This window comes from Pseudarthrobacter sp. WHRI 8279, assembly GCF_040224115.2.
Classification (GTDB): domain Bacteria; phylum Actinomycetota; class Actinomycetes; order Actinomycetales; family Micrococcaceae; genus Arthrobacter.
In genome coordinates this window covers 2572386-2587225 of record NZ_CP168162.1, presented here as the reverse complement: position 1 = coordinate 2587225, position 14840 = coordinate 2572386, and the positions used below count along the sequence as shown (strand labels likewise).

11 protein-coding genes are annotated in these 14840 nt (G+C 67.2%); 8 read left to right on the top strand and 3 right to left on the bottom strand.

Features of this window, described 5'->3' with window-relative positions:
- Nucleotides 1–283 precede the first annotated feature (283 nt).
- Nucleotides 284–472 (top strand): hypothetical protein, encoded by a 189-nt coding sequence (locus ABRP28_RS11890; RefSeq protein WP_350003038.1) that lies wholly within the window; start codon nucleotides 284–286, stop codon nucleotides 470–472.
- 4 nt (nucleotides 473–476) lie between these two features.
- Here ABRP28_RS11890 and ABRP28_RS11885 read toward each other — a convergent pair whose 3' ends face one another.
- Nucleotides 477–1847, bottom strand: coding sequence for an 8-oxoguanine deaminase (locus ABRP28_RS11885; RefSeq protein WP_350003037.1), 1371 nt, complete (start codon nucleotides 1845–1847; stop codon nucleotides 477–479).
- Nucleotides 1848–2261: 414 nt separating this feature from the next.
- On the opposite strand from ABRP28_RS11885, the gene ABRP28_RS11880 reads away from it, so the two are divergent.
- The 7 genes from ABRP28_RS11880 (at nucleotide 2262) to ABRP28_RS11850 (ending at nucleotide 11235) form a co-directional block, all read left to right on the top strand.
- The gene (locus ABRP28_RS11880; RefSeq protein WP_350003035.1) at nucleotides 2262–2756 is read left to right on the top strand and encodes a nucleoside deaminase; all 495 of its coding nucleotides are present in this window, start codon (nucleotides 2262–2264) and stop codon (nucleotides 2754–2756) included.
- Nucleotides 2757–2765: 9 nt separating this feature from the next.
- A complete protein-coding gene (locus ABRP28_RS11875; RefSeq protein WP_350003033.1) occupies nucleotides 2766–4286 on the top strand; it encodes an NCS2 family permease in 1521 nt (506 codons plus the stop codon).
- A gap of 139 nt (nucleotides 4287–4425) precedes the next feature.
- Nucleotides 4426–5679, top strand: coding sequence for an XdhC family protein (locus tag ABRP28_RS11870; RefSeq protein ID WP_350003032.1), 1254 nt, complete (start codon nucleotides 4426–4428; stop codon nucleotides 5677–5679).
- Nucleotides 5670–6608 carry an FAD binding domain-containing protein gene (locus ABRP28_RS11865; protein WP_350003031.1) on the top strand — a complete coding sequence of 313 codons (939 nt, stop codon included), beginning with the start codon at nucleotides 5670–5672 and terminating at the stop codon, nucleotides 6606–6608. Before ABRP28_RS11870 ends, ABRP28_RS11865 begins: the two co-directional genes overlap by 10 nt.
- A 2-nt stretch (nucleotides 6609–6610) precedes the next feature.
- Entirely contained in the window at nucleotides 6611–9442 is a 2832-nt protein-coding gene (locus ABRP28_RS11860) for a molybdopterin cofactor-binding domain-containing protein (protein ID WP_350003029.1), read from the top strand.
- Between the two features lie 76 nt (nucleotides 9443–9518).
- Nucleotides 9519–10499, top strand: coding sequence for an aldo/keto reductase (locus ABRP28_RS11855; protein ID WP_350003027.1), 981 nt, complete (start codon nucleotides 9519–9521; stop codon nucleotides 10497–10499).
- A 79-nt stretch (nucleotides 10500–10578) separates the two neighbouring features.
- Nucleotides 10579–11235: a uracil-DNA glycosylase gene (locus tag ABRP28_RS11850; RefSeq protein ID WP_350003025.1), complete on the top strand. Its 657-nt coding sequence runs from the start codon at nucleotides 10579–10581 to the stop codon at nucleotides 11233–11235.
- Here the strand turns inward: ABRP28_RS11850 and nboR are convergent.
- Nucleotides 11232–11858: a nicotine blue oxidoreductase gene (gene nboR / locus ABRP28_RS11845; RefSeq protein ID WP_350003024.1), complete on the bottom strand. Its 627-nt coding sequence runs from the start codon at nucleotides 11856–11858 to the stop codon at nucleotides 11232–11234. The genes ABRP28_RS11850 and nboR overlap by 4 nt on opposite strands.
- An 89-nt stretch (nucleotides 11859–11947) precedes the next feature.
- Nucleotides 11948–14689, bottom strand: a complete 2742-nt coding sequence (gene aceE, locus ABRP28_RS11840; RefSeq protein WP_374152845.1) for a pyruvate dehydrogenase (acetyl-transferring), homodimeric type — start codon at nucleotides 14687–14689, stop codon at nucleotides 11948–11950.
- Nucleotides 14690–14840: the final 151 nt, after the last annotated feature.

The window sequence follows — 14840 nt, the reverse complement described above, 5'->3', positions numbered from 1 at the left end:
TGGAGCCGACCCAACAAAAAAGAGCCGGCATCCATTGATGCCAGCTCATTACGACCCTGCCTGCTGCTCCCAGGTTACGTGACTTGCGCCACGAGTTGACATTCAGCGTACCTCCGGAAACCGGTGGTGTACATCACAAGATGAAAATTCAGTTTGTGACCGGTGGGCCGGAGAACTGTTGACCTGCGGAACAACTGGCCTTTACTGTATTCCGTATAGCAAAACTTTATTTCCACTAAGCGGAAGTACTTCCATTGCACAAACTACCTCGGAGGAGGATCAGATGTACCAGCAGGACACAACGCCGGTTGCACCGACACAGGCGGCGGCGCAGGCCGTTCCGGAGTTCTACCTTCCCCTCGGAGGCGGTACGGATCCCGACTTCAATCTTCCGGCCGACCGCGAGCATGTACAGGGCAGGTTCTCCCGCTGGATCCATGCCCTGCCAAGCTTCGGCCGCAGGCGGCCTTAGGACGCTAATACCCGTTCACCAGGCGGCGGGCTGCGGCTGAGTGCTCGGCGATCAGGCCGGCGATGTCGAGTCCCGGAATCGCGCCGTCCACCACGCGCCACTGGCCGCCCACCATCACCCGGTCCGCACGGTCGGCGGCGCACAGCAGCAGCGCGGCGACGGGATCGTGGCTGCCGGAGAAGCGCAGGCCGTCCAGCCGGAAGAGGGCCAGGTCCGCCTGCATCCCTGGTGCCAGCTGTCCCAGTCCTGCGCGGCCCAGCACGGCGGCCGATCCGCGGGTTGCCCAGCCGAGCGCGCGCTCTACGGGAACATCCGCCCCGTACCGCAGGCGCTGGAGATACAGCGCCTGGCGTGCCTCCAGGACCATGTTCGAAGCATCATTCGACGCCGACCCGTCCACTCCCAGCCCCACCGGCACCCCTGCGTCCTCCAGTTCCAGGACCCGCGCGGTCCCGGAGGCCAGGCGCATGTTGGAAGTGGGGCAGTGCGCGACGGCGGTGCGCGCGGCTCCCAGCCGGCTGATCTCGGCGTCGCTGAAGTGGATGCCATGGCCAAGCCAGGTGCGGTCCGTCAGCCAGCCCACGCTGTCCAGGTAGTCCACGGTGCGCAGCCCGAACATTTCCCGGCAGAACTCCTCCTCATCCAGGGTCTCCGCCAGGTGCGTGTGGAGGCGCACGTCCAGCCGCTCCGCAAGGGCTGCGCTCTCGGCCATGATTTCCTTCGTTACTGAAAAGGGGGAACACGGGGCGAGGGCAATCTGGATCACGGCGTCGTCACCACGCTCGTGGTACTGCCGCACCAGCCGTTCACTGTCCGCCAGCACCACCTCCGGTTCCTGCACGGTTGACTGGGGCGGCAGGCCGCCGTCGTCCGCTCCGAGGGTCATGGACCCGCGCGTCAGCGTGGCGCGCATTCCCAGCCGGCGAACCGCCGCCACTTCGATGTCGATGGCGTCCTCCAGGCCGGCTGGAAAGAGGTAGTGGTGGTCCGCGGCGGTGGTGCAGCCCGAAAGCAGGAGCTCGGCCAGCGCTACGGTCGATGCCAGCTCGAGGTCCCGTGGCGTCAGGCGGGCCCAGACCGGATACAGGTTCTTCAGCCACGGGAACAACGGGGCATTCGCTACGGGACCCCACGCCCGGGTGAGGGTCTGGTAGAAGTGGTGGTGCGTATTGATGAGGCCCGGGAGCAGCACGTGGCTGCCGGCGTCGAAGGTTTCCTGGCATGGTTCCGAGGGGTTTTGCCCGGCCGCCAGGACCTCGGCAATGACTCCGCCGCTGACCACCAGCCCGCCGGAGGCGTCCAGTCCGTTGGCGGTGAAGGCGGCCTGCGGGTTCCTGATCCACAGGTTGGTGGCTGGTGCAGTGGGGTGCGCCATGGTGTGTCCTTCTCTGAGCGTGGCGGTGGTCTTTCCAGCTCAGTGAGGCCCTGTCTGCTGATCCAGGTGGCGGCTGCTGCAGGGGCCAGTTGTAAACCGGGAGCAGCGCGGCTGGGACTCAGGCTAGGGCTGTTGCCGCGGCTGCTTCAACGCCCGGCAGATTGTGGCCGGCGGGGGTGAGCGGCCAGAAACATAGATTTCACATTGCGAAATTAAGTTTCCAGAAAACTATGGCGCCGGCCACAATCCGGTGCTAACCTCGATCTTGCCAAAGGCGGGCACCCGGTCACCGGGAAGCTATCTACCAGGCGCAACTTAACCTTCACAGCACATGCTGAAGCCTGGTAACCGTCGCACCTGGTTCTACTGGTCCTGCAAGCGGCATCAGGCTTCCCGGCAAAAGGAAGTCGCATCATGAGTACCACCGTCACGGCCGAACAGTTTCTGGCCAGATCCATCACATTGGCTACGGCCAACGTCCTTAACAGCGGCGGACCCTTCGGGGCCATGATCGTCACGGCCGACGGCCAGACGTTCGACGGCGTCAACCGCGTCACCGCGGACAACGATCCCACCGCCCACGCCGAAGTCACCGCCATCCGCACGGCCTGCCGCGAACTCGGCACGTTCGACCTCACCGGCGCCACCCTCTACACCAGCTGCGAGCCGTGCCCCATGTGCCTGGCCTCCGCGCTGTGGGCAAGGGTTGAGCGCGTTGTGTACGCCGCGGACCGGCATGATGCCGCCTCCGTGGGATTCGACGACGCCGTCTTCTATGAATACTTCGAGAACCAGGACAGGAACTCCCTGATGCCGGTCTCGAAACTTGAGCTGGACGATCCGCAGGCACCCGCCCCGCTGGAGCCGTTCACCACCTGGAACACGCTCGAGTCCAGGATTGACTACTAGGCGGCTGGGATGACCATCCTGGATAATTCCCACGAGGAGCATTCGGCTCCAAGCACCCGCAACCCGAAGCCCGCAGCGCGCACCCCCAGGCAGCCGGCGCCGGACTCCTTCCTTGACCGGTTTTTCCAGATCACCCAGCGCGGCTCCACGCTTGCCCGGGAGTTCCGCGGCGGCCTGGTCACCTTCTTCACCATGGCGTACATCGTCATCCTTAACCCCCTGATTTTGGGTGGCTTCAGCGCGGACAACGCCCCCACCGACGTCGCCGGGGGCTGGCTCTCCGCCGCGCAGGTGGGCGCCGTCACCGGCCTGACCGCCGGCGTCATGACCATCCTCTTCGGCTTCGTGGCAAACCTGCCGTTCGGCCTGGCCGCCGGTCTCGGCATCAACTCGTTCCTTGCCGTCTCGGTGATCCAGGAGGTCACCTGGGCAGAAGCCATGGGGCTGGTGGTGATCAACGGATTCCTGATCGTCCTGTTCGGCATCACCGGCGCCCGTACCGCCATCTTCCGGGCTGTGCCCAAGGAACTGAAAGCCGCCATCACGGTGGGAATCGGCCTGTTCATCGCCTTCATCGGCTTCGTGGACTCCGGTTTCGTCAAGGCAACGGCGGGCGGCCCGCCCGTCCAGCTGGGCAACGGCGGCTCCATCACCTCAGTTCCCACCCTGGTGTTCATCGTCGGCCTGCTGGCCATGGGCATCCTGGTGGCCCGCAAGGTCCAGGGCGGCCTGCTGATCGGCATCGTCGCCACCACAGTCCTCGCGGCCGTTGTGGAGGCTGTCCTGAAAATCGGTCCGGCCAGCGCCACCAACCCCGGCGGCTGGCACCTGAACACCCCCGTGCTCTCCGGCCAGCTGGTGTCCGCCCCGGACCTGGGCCTGGTAGGCCAGTTCGACCTGTTTGGGGCCTTCGGCCGGATCGGGGCGCTGGCCGCCACCATGCTGGTGTTCACCCTGGTGTTCACCAACTTCTTCGATGCCATGGGCACCATGACCGGCCTGGCCAAGAGCGCCGGCGTCGCCCATAAGGACGGAACGTTTCCCCGGCTGAAGTCCGCCTTCATCGTGGAAGGCTTCGGTGCCGTGGCCGGCGGTGCAACGTCCGGTTCCTCCAACACGGTGTACATCGACTCCGCGGCCGGCATCGGCGAAGGTGCCCGCACGGGCCTGGCGTCCGTGGTCACCGGCGTGCTGTTCCTGGGCTCGATGTTCCTCACCCCGCTCACCAGCGTGGTTCCGCTGGAGGTTGCCGCCGCTGCCCTGGTGGTGGTTGGCGCAATGATGATGGCGCAGATCCGCGAGATCAAATTCACCAGGTTCTCCGTGGCCCTGCCGGCATTCCTCACCATCGTGACCATGCCCCTGAGCTACTCGATCGCCAATGGCATCGGCGTGGGCTTCATCAGCTGGGCCATCATCGGCGCGGCGTCCGGGAAAGCGAAGAAGGTCCATCCGCTGATGTGGGTGGTCAGTGCCGGATTCCTGGTGTACTTCGCCCGCGGCCCCATCAACCTCCTGCTCGGCGCCTGAGCGCGCTGCGTCCGGACATCCGCGACCCGGAGGCGCGGATGTCCGGAACGGCAGCGCTTTTAGAACCACATGCTTTCAGAACCAGCCCGCAGCAACGACAATATGGACACCACCGCAGCGCGGAAGAAGGAGTGCCGCCATGCTTGACCTGATCCCTTCACTGGGCACCTGGGCACCTGCCCTGGCCGGCCAGCCCTTCGCAGTGGCCACCATCGTGCGCGCCAGCGGTTCCGTCCCCCGGCCGGTGGGCACCTCCATGCTGGTATCCGCGGACGGCGCGGTCCTGGGCAGCCTCTCCGGCGGCTGCGTGGAAGGCGCCGTGGTGGCGGCCGCCCTGGAGTCATTGGACGACGGCGCCACGCGCCTTGAGACGTTCGGCTTCAGCCCGGACGACGCCTTCGCCGCCGGCCTCACCTGCGGTGGAGAGCTGCAGGTGCACATAGAGCCTGCCAACAGGCGCCGCGGATGCCGGCTGGGGGCGGCAGTGCGGCAGTTGGCCAGGTACGGGCCGGACGAACCCGTGGCGCTGGTCCGCCGGCTGGACGGCCGCGCTGACGGCGGCGGCAGCGGCGCCGCCGTTCTTCCGGACCCTGGTGCAATCTCCCTGGACGTACACCCTGGCCTGGCCAGGCTGCTCGAGAGCAGCGACGGCACCGGTGGAACTGAAAGCACTGGCGAACGCGCCGTGCGGGCAAACGCCGCGCTGCTTGGGTCGTTTATCCGCTCCGGCACAACCGGTGTGCTCGCCCTAGCCGGAGCCGGCCTCTGCACCAGCGGGTCCGCCGTCCTGGTGGAAACCCGGCTCGCACCGCCGCGCCTGCTGGTCTTCGGCGCCAACGACTTCAGCGCCGCCCTGCTGCCTGCCGCCAAACTGCTGGGCTACCTGGTCACCCTGGTGGACGCGCGCCCGGCCTTTGCCGCGCAGGCCCGGTTTGCGGCAGCGGACCAGGTGGTCACGGCCTGGCCGCACCAGTACCTTGCAGCGGAAGCGGCTGCGGGACGGGTGGATGCCCGGACCGTGGTCTGCGTCCTGACGCATGACCCCAAGTTCGACATTCCGTTGCTGGAAGCCGCGCTGGCGCTGGATGTCGCCTTCATTGGGGCGCTCGGCTCACGCCGCAGCCACGCTCAGCGGGTGGGCGCCCTCCTGGACCGGGGGATACTCCCCGGACGGATCGCCCAGCTCCATTCACCGCTCGGCCTGGACCTTGGGGCAGCAAGCCCGGCGGAAGTGGCGGTTTCCGTCCTCGCCGAAGTCATCGCCGCCAGGAACCCTGCGGCCACCCACCAGCCGCTGAGGGAGACCTCCGGCCCCATCCACCAGCCGGCCGCATCATCGGCCAGCGCGCCGGCACCCACCAACGTTTTGCAGCAGGAGATCGCATGGACATGAACACCATCGAGGCGGTAGTCCCCACCACCGACCCCGCACAATGGCGGGACGGTGACGCCTGGCTGGCCGGCGGCACCGTGCTGTTCTCCTACGGCAGCCTGGCGTTCGGGCCGCAGCCGCTCAAGCGCCTGCTCGACCTTGGGAGCTCAGGCTGGACTCCCGTAACCGTCAGTGACGCGGGCATCGAACTCGCCGCTACCTGCACCATCGCCGACCTGTACAAGCTTCCCGGTGCAACAAAGCTTCCCGGTTCAACGCAGGCACCAGGCCGCGCCTGGCCGGCACTGGACCTCATACGGCCCTGCTGCGATTCCTTCGTGGCCTCCTTCAAGGTATGGAACATGTCCACTGTGGGCGGCAACCTGTGCACGTCCCTGCCCGCCGGTCCGGTCATTTCGCTTTGCGCGGGCCTGGAGGGAACGGCCACAGTGATCGCGCCCGCCGGGACCAGCCGCAGCGTGGCGGTGGCAGACTTCGTCACCGGCGACGCCCGGAACTGCCTGGCACCCGGCGAGCTCCTCCGCAGCATCTTCCTCCCGGCGTCGGCCCTTTCCTCCAGGGTGGCCTTTCGCCGCCTGTCCCTCAGTAACCTGGGCAGGTCCGGGGTACTGCTGATCGGAAGGCTCGACGACGGACACCGCCTGGTGCTCACCGTCACCGCTGCCACCAAGCGGCCCGTGCAGCTGCGCTTTGACGCCCTGCCGGACACCGACTCCCTGGCCCGGGCCCTCGACGAGGCGATCCCTGGCGACCTCTACCACAACGACATCCACGGACTGCCGGCCTGGCGCCGGGACATGACCTACCGCCTCGCGGAAGAGATCCGCGCGGAACTTGCCGCGCCGGACGGGGCACCCGGACTCCGGGTATCGGGCGACTTCTGGCCGCCGAACCACCGCGGGCTTGAAGCACAGCAGGAAGGGGCCTGAGCATGGCCATCGAGATCAACGGAAACGCGGCGAACGCCGCACCCCGGCCCGGCCAGTGCCTGCGGACTTTCCTGCGCGAGCAGGGCAACCTCGGCGTGAAGAAGGGCTGCGACGGCGGTGATTGCGGCGCCTGCACGGTCCACGTGGACGGAACCCCGGTGCACAGCTGCATCTACCCGGCGGTCCGCGCGGAGGGGCACTCGGTCACCACCATCGAGGGGCTGGCGGCAACTGCCGGCGGGGCTGCGGACCTGCATCCGGTGCAGCAGCAGTTCATGGAGCGGCAGGGGTTCCAGTGCGGCTTCTGCACGGCGGGTATGGTGATGACGGCCGCCACCTTCGACGACGGGCAGAAAGAGAACCTGCCCCGGAACCTCAAGGGAAACCTGTGCCGCTGCACCGGCTACCGTGCCATTTCAGACGCCGTCTGCGGCCACGCCGGACACCCGGATCCCCAAGGCCCGGGCTCCGGCATCGCCGGGGCAGGCCAGCCGGACCCAGAGCCCGGACGGCTCGGTGACGACGTTCCGGCCCCGGCCAGCCGCGCCGTGGTCACGGGCACCGCCCGCTACACCCTGGACGTTGCCGCAGACCAGCTGCAGGGCCTGCTGCACCTCAAGCTCCTGCGCTCGCCGCATGCCCATGCAAGGGTGCTGGCCATTGATACCGGGGCTGCCCTGAAGGTGCCTGGAGTGGTGGCGGTCTTCACCCACCGGGACGCGCCGGAGCAGCTGTTTTCCACCGCCCAGCATGAACTCTTCACGGATGACCCGGACGATACCCGGGTGCTGGATGACGTAGTGCGGTTCCGGGGCCAGCGCGTGGCCGCGGTGGTGGCCGAGACAGTGGCCGCCGCCGAGGCCGGGGTGCGGGCCCTGGAGGTGCAGTATGAGGAACGTCCGGCTGTTTTCTCCCCGCAGGACGCGCTGCTGCCCGGCGCGCCGCTGGTGCACGGGGACAAGGACGGGACGGTGTCCCGCATCTCCCGGCCCGGACAGAACGTGGTGGCCGAGCTCCATTCCGAACTGGGGAGCGTGGCCGAGGGGTTCGCCGCGGCGGACTTCATCCACGAACAGACCTACCGCACCCAGCGGGTGCAGCACGTGGCCCTGGAAACCCATGCGGCCATCGCCTCAGTTGACGGTGGAGGCCGCCTGCAGGTCCGGACCTCCAGCCAGGTTCCGTTCCTGGTCCGGCGCACTCTGTGCAGGGTCTTCGGGCTGCCGGAGGATCAGGTGCACGTGGTGGCAGGCCGGGTAGGCGGCGGCTTCGGCGGCAAGCAGGAGGTCCTGACCGAGGACATCGTGGCGCTGGCGGCCCTGAAACTGGGGCGACCCGTCCAGCTCGAACTGACCCGCACGGAACAGTTCACCGCCACCACCACCCGCCATCCCTTCACCATCAAGCTCAAGGCCGGCGCCAGCGTGGACGGCAGGCTGACGGCCCTGGAACTGGACGTCCTGACCAACACCGGCGCGTACGGCAACCACGGGCCCGGCGTGATGTTCCACGGCTGCGGGGAGTCCCTGGCGGTCTACAAGTGCGACAACAAAAAAGTGGACGCCCACGCGATGTACACCAACACCGTCCCGGCCGGGGCGTTCCGGGGGTACGGGTTGAGCCAGATAATCTTCGCCATTGAGTCCGCCATGGACGAGCTCGCGGCCGGCATCGGCATGGACCCCTTTGAGTTCCGCCGCCGGAACATGGTGCGCGAGGGCGACCTGATGCTTTCCACGCAGCCGGATCCCGAGGAGGACGTCCACTACGGCAGCTACGGTCTGGACCAGTGCCTGAGCCTGGTCCGCGATGCCCTGGCCCGCGGCCAGGAGCGCTACCGCGCCGCCGGCCTGGACGAGCTGGGCCCTGAGTGGCTGACTGGAGAGGGCACCGCCTTGTCCATGATCGACACCGTGCCCCCGCGCGGACATTTTGCCCACTCCCGGCTCCGGCTCCTGCCGGACGGAACGTACCAGGCCGACGTCGGCACCGCGGAGTTCGGCAACGGCACCACCACCGTCCATGCCCAGCTGGCTGCCACGGCACTGTCCACGGAGGCTGCAAAGGTCGTGGTGCGGCAGTCCGATACCGACCTGGTGGAGCACGATACCGGCGCCTTCGGCTCCGCCGGAACGGTGGTGGCCGGGAAGGCCACGCTCGCGGCGGCGGAGGAACTCGCCGTCCGGATCCGCGCCTTCGCCGCCGGCATCCGCCAGACCCAGGCCTCCGCGTGCATCCTTGCCGGGGACGCCGTGGTGATTGACGGTACCCCCGTGGCACTGGCTGAACTGGCCCGGGAAGCTGCGGAAGCCGGCGTCGAACTCGCAGCGGAGGGGCGCTGGGGCGGGACGCCGCGGTCCGTGGCCTTCAACGTGCACGGCTTCAGGGTTGCGGTGAACCGCGGCACCGGAGAGCTGAAGATCCTGCAGAGCGTTCAGGCAGCGGACGCTGGCGTGGTGGTTAACCCGCGCCAGTGCCGCGGCCAGATCGAAGGCGGCATTGCCCAGGCGATCGGCGCGGCACTGTATGAGGAGGTGGTGGTTGACGACGCCGGCCGGGTCACCACGGACATCCTGCGGCAGTACCACATCCCCACCTTCGCGGACGTGCCGCGCAGTGAGGTGTACTTCGCGGACACCAACGACAAACTCGGGCCGATGGGGGCGAAGTCCATGAGCGAGAGCCCTTTCAACCCGGTGGCTCCGGCGCTCGCGAACGCCATCCGCAACGCCACCGGCGTGCGGTTCGCCTCGCTGCCCATCGCACGGGACAAGGTGTACCTGGGACTGAGGGAAGCGGGCCTGGTTCCCAACCTGCAACGCTCGGCCACCTGAGGATCCGGCGCGGCGCGGCCGCGGCAGGGACCCGTAAAATTCCGGCCTCCCACGGGGCACCCCATATAGTCGAGGGATGGAACAGCGGATTTTAGGCAAGACCGGACGTAACGTCTCCGTCGTGGGACTCGGCACCTGGCAGCTTGGCGCAGACTGGGGCAACGTTGACCCGGCACAGGCCCAGGCCATCCTGGCGGCGTCCGCGGAGGCCGGCGTGAACTTCTTCGACACCGCGGACGTGTACGGCGACGGCAAGAGCGAGCAGGCCATCGGGAAGTTCCTCGCGGACAACCCCGGCCTGGACATCACGGTTGCCACCAAGATGGGCCGGCGCGTGGACCAGCGCCCGGAGAACTACACCCTGGCCAACTTCCGCCAGTGGGTGGACCGGTCCCGGAAGAACCTCGGCGCCGACACCCTGGACCTGGTCCAGCTGCACTGCCCGCCCACCCCGGTGTACAGCAACAATGAGGTCTACGACGCCCTGGATACCTTGGTGTCCGAAGGCGCCATCCGCAACTACGGCGTCAGCGTGGAGCGCACGGACGAGGCACTGGCAGCGATCCGCCATTCGGGCACGGCCTCCGTCCAGATCATCCTGAACGCCTTCCGGCTCAAGCCCCTGGACGAAGTCCTTCCCGCCGCGAAGGCAGCCAACGTGGGCATCATTGCCCGCGTGCCGCTCGCTTCCGGCCTGCTGTCCGGCAAGTACTCGAAGGAAACCACCTTTGCGGAGAACGACCACCGGAACTACAACCGCAACGGTGATTCGTTCGACGTCGGCGAGACCTTCTCCGGCGTGGACTACGAACTCGGGCTGAAGGCCGTGGCCGAGTTCGAGCAGCTTGTTCCTTCCGGTGCCACCACAGCCCAGGCGGCCATCGCCTGGATCGCGGCCCAGGACGGCGTCACTACGGTAATTCCCGGTGCGCGCAACGTGGACCAGGCAACGGCCAATGCAGCGGCTGCGTCCGTGCAGGTCAGTGAAGAGTTCGACGCCGGCGTCCGCTGGATCTACGACCACTACTTCCGCGAAGCCATCCACCCGCGCTGGTAACGTTCGCCGCCTGCCCCATGCCTCGCTACGCTCGCCACGGGGACCCCGGGCGGCTCTCTTGCGCACGCGGCTTAGGAACATGCCGGTGACTGCCTCCATTGCCGCCTTTGTGGAGCGGCTCGCGGCTGTGCCTACGGTCGAGGGCCGCACCAACTTCTTTGACCGCAGCCACCCGGGCAACGCCGTGCGCCGGCGCAACCTGGAGCTTTACCTCTCCGAGATGCTGGACCGCGCGCCGAAGGTGCTGCTGCTGGGCGAGGCCCCCGGCTTCAGGGGCATGCGGATCACCGGCGTTCCCTTCACCAACCGCACCATGTTCCAGGGACCGGCCAACGGTTTTGGACTGTTCGGGCCGGGCAAGGGCTATGCCCTGCCTGCCGGGGCGGAGGGAGTGGCCGCCGAGCCGACGGCAACGGTGATGTGGGAGGTCCTGGCGGAACTGGAGTTCCTGCCCTTGCTGTGGAGTGCCTGCCCGTGGCATACCCATGTGCCCGGAAAGCCGCAGTCCAACCGGACACCGCGGATCACCGAGGCCAGGCTGGGCGCACCGTTTTGGCACTCGTTGGTTGAACTTTTCCGCATTGAGGCAGTGGTGGCCGTAGGAAACATCGCGCACCGCAGCCTGCTGTCCAGCGGCGTGGTCGCGCCCAAGGTCCGGCATCCCTCCCACGGCGGACGCTCGGGCTTCAAGCGCGGGCTGGAGGAGTTGCTCCTCGCCGGGAGCATCACCACCTAGTCCAGCAGGTAAAGGTGCTCGGGCGCGTCAACGTCAAGGCCGCTGGACAGATCGCTGCAATCCACCTCATCCACCAGGTCCGGGTGGGCCCGCAGGAAGGCGCGCGCCCCGGCATCGCCCGCCACTGTATCCGCCACGGCCTGGCGCAGGGCGGAGTCGATCACCAGAGGGTGGCCGCGCCGGTGCCCGCCGCCACCCTCTGTTGCGGCAGCACCGCCGTCGTACGCCGCCGCGGTGACCCGGCCCGGACGGTGGGCCGCGAGGAGCCTCCGGACTGTTGCGGCAGTCACGCCGGGCTGGTCCACGAGCGAGACCATCAGGTGGTCCCGGGCATCAGCGGTGGCATTGCCGAGCAGGAGCGAGCTGCCCATTCCCGACCGCCAGTCCTGGTTCACCACGATGCGGCAGCGGTCCAGCCCGGCGGCAGCCTGGACGTCCCCGGCACCCGCGCCGAGCACCACCACAACCTCGCGGCAGCCGCCGTCGAGCAGTGCTGCCGCCACTGATTCAACCAAGGGCCGGCCACGGTAGGGGAGCAGCGCCTTAGGCCCCCGTCCCAGCCTGGTGCCCGCGCCGGCCGCGAGGACGACTCCCGTGGTCCTGGCCCCCTTCGTGTTCCGCATAGCTGCACCCTAGTGTAGTTTTTGTCCAGATATGCAGGGTTGCGAGGCCCGGAAGTCTGCATATCTGGACAAAAACTCGGTGGATGGGATCAGGCGTCGCCGCCGGTCGCGCCGGTGGTTCCGGCGTTGACGTCCAGGAGCTTGTAGCGGTCCATGGCGTACGACGGCGCCCCCTCCTCAACGTCGCCCCTCGCCGCGAGCATTTGCAGCGCTTTCACCACGATGGAGTGGGTGTCGTTCTTGAAGAAGCGGCGGGCTGCTGCGCGGGTGTCGGAGAATCCGAAGCCGTCTGCGCCGAGGGTGGCGAATTCGTTGGGGACGAACTGGCGGATCTGGTCCGGGACGGCTTTCATGTAGTCGGACACGGCGACGACGGGGCCTGTGGCTCCTTCGAGTTGCTGGGTGATGAAGGGGACGCGGGCGGGTTCGCCGGGGTTGAGGAAGGCTTCCTCTTCGGCGGCGAGGCCGTCGCGGCGCAGTTCGTTCCAGGAGGTCACGGACCAGACGTCGGCGGAGACGGACCAGTCCTCGGCGAGGATCCGCTGGGCTTCGAGGGCCCAGGGAACGGACACGCCGGAGGCGAGGATCTGGGTGCGGGGACCGTCAATCTTCGCCGGGGCGAGCAGGTAGATGCCCTTGATGACACCCTCGACGTCCAGTTCCTCGGGTTCGGCGGGCTGGGTGATGGGCTCGTTGTAGACCGTGAGGTAGTACATCAGGTTCCGGTCTTCCGAGTCCGGCCCGTACATGCGTTCGAGGCCGTCGCGGATGATGTGGCCCATTTCGTACCCGTAGGCGGGGTCGTAGGTGACCACGGCGGGGTTGGTGGAGGCGAGCAGCGGGGAGTGGCCGTCGGCGTGCTGGAGTCCTTCGCCGGTGAGGGTGGTCCGTCCTGCGGTGGCGCCGATGATGAACCCGCGGGTCATCTGGTCCGCGGCGGCCCAGAACGCGTCGCCGGTGCGCTGGAAGCCGAACATGGAGTAGAACACGTAGACCGGGACCAGGGGCACGCCGTGGGTGGCGTACGCGGTGCCGGCGGCGGTGAACGCTGCCACGGCGCCGGCTTCGTTGATGCCGGGGTGGATCAGCTGGCCCTGGGCGGATTCCTTGTAGGCCAGGACGAGGTCGCGGTCCACCGAGAGGTAGTTCTGGCCGCCGGGGTTGTAGATCTTCGCCGTGGGGAAGAATGCATCCATGCCAAAGGTCCGGGATTCGTCCGGCACGATGGGCACAATCCGGTGGCCAAACTTCTTGTCGCGGAGCAAGTCTTTGAGGAGCCGGACGAAGGCCATGGTGGTGGCGGCCTGCTGCTTGCCCGAGCCGCGTTTGGCCACCTCGTAGGATTTGGCGTCCGGCAGTTCAACAGCCTGATGGTGTGAACGCCGTTCGGGAGTAAAGCCGCCAAGTTCGCGCCGGCGGTCAAGCAGGTATGCGATCTCGGGTGCGTCCGCTCCCGGGTGGTAGTACGGCGGCCGGTAGGGATCCTCTTCAAGGCGGGCATCGGAAATGGGAATGCGGAGATAATCCCTGAATTCCTTCAGATCCTGAAGCGTGAGTTTTTTCATCTGGTGGGTCGCGTTGCGGCCCTCGAAGTGTGGTCCGAGGCCGTAGCCCTTGACGGTTTTGGCCAGGATGACGGTGGGTTTGCCCTTGAACTCGGTCGCTGCCTTGTACGCGGCGTAGACCTTGCGGTAGTCGTGGCCGCCGCGTTTGAGGTTCCAGATCTGGTCATCGCTCAGGTCCGCGACGAGGTCCTTGGTGGCCGGGTCTTTCCCGAAGAAGTGTTCGCGGACGAACCCGCCGGATTCGGCCTTGTAGGTCTGGTAGTCCCCGTCGGGGGTTTCGTTCATGATCTTCACCAGCGACCCGTCGGTGTCGCGGGCGAGCAGGTCATCCCATTCCCGGCCCCAGACGACCTTGATGACGTTCCAGCCGGCGCCGCGGAAGAACGCTTCGAGTTCCTGCATGATCTTGCCGTTGCCGCGGACCGGGCCGTCCAGGCGCTGGAGGTTGCAGTTGATGACGAAGTTCAGGTTGTCCAGGTTCTCGTTCGCGGCGAGCTGGAGCAGGCCGCGGGATTCGGGCTCGTCCATTTCCCCGTCGCCCAGGAACGCCCAGACCTGCTGGTCAGAGGTGTCTTTCAGGCCGCGGTTGTGCAGGTACCGGTTGGACTGGGCCTGGTAGATCGCGTTCATCGGCCCGATGCCCATGGACACGGTGGGGAATTCCCAGAAGTGCGGCATCAGCCGCGGGTGCGGGTAGGACGAGAGCGCGTGGCCTTCCTTGGACTTTTCCTGCCGGAACCCGTCCAGGTCCTCCTCCGAAAGGCGGCCTTCCATGAACGCGCGGGCGTACATGCCGGGGGAGGCGTGGCCCTGGAAGAAGACCTGGTCCCCGCCGCCGGGGTGGTCCTTGCCGCGGAAGAAGTGGTTGAACCCCACCTCGTACAGGGTCGCGGCGCCGGCGTAGGTGGAGATATGCCCGCCCACACCGATGTTCGCCCGCTGCGCACGGTGGACCATCACCGCGGCGTTCCACCGCATGTACGCCCGGTACCGGCGCTCGTACTCCTCGTTCCCGGGGAACTCGGCTTCCTGGTCCACCGGGATCGTGTTCACGTAATCGGTCGTGGTCACCATCGGCACCCCGACGCTCTGCGCACCCGCACGCTGCAGCAGGCTCCGCATGATGAATTGGGCACGCTCAGTGCCCTGTTCCCTGATCAACGAATCCAGGGACTCAACCCACTCGGCAGTCTCTTCCGGATCACGATCAGGCAGCTGGTTAGTCAACCCGCTGAGGATATGGGAGGTATCTTCTCCTGCAGCCACGTCAGCCTCTTTCATCTTTGAATGCTGGGCCAATGTTTTCGTAATGTGAGAAAACATTATTGTTATACGAGATTACGAGGAAGGGTGAAGAGAGGTCAAACGCAAGTGGTCGCCCATGGCAGCGTCGTGAGCCAGCTTGCGTCTGCAGGCC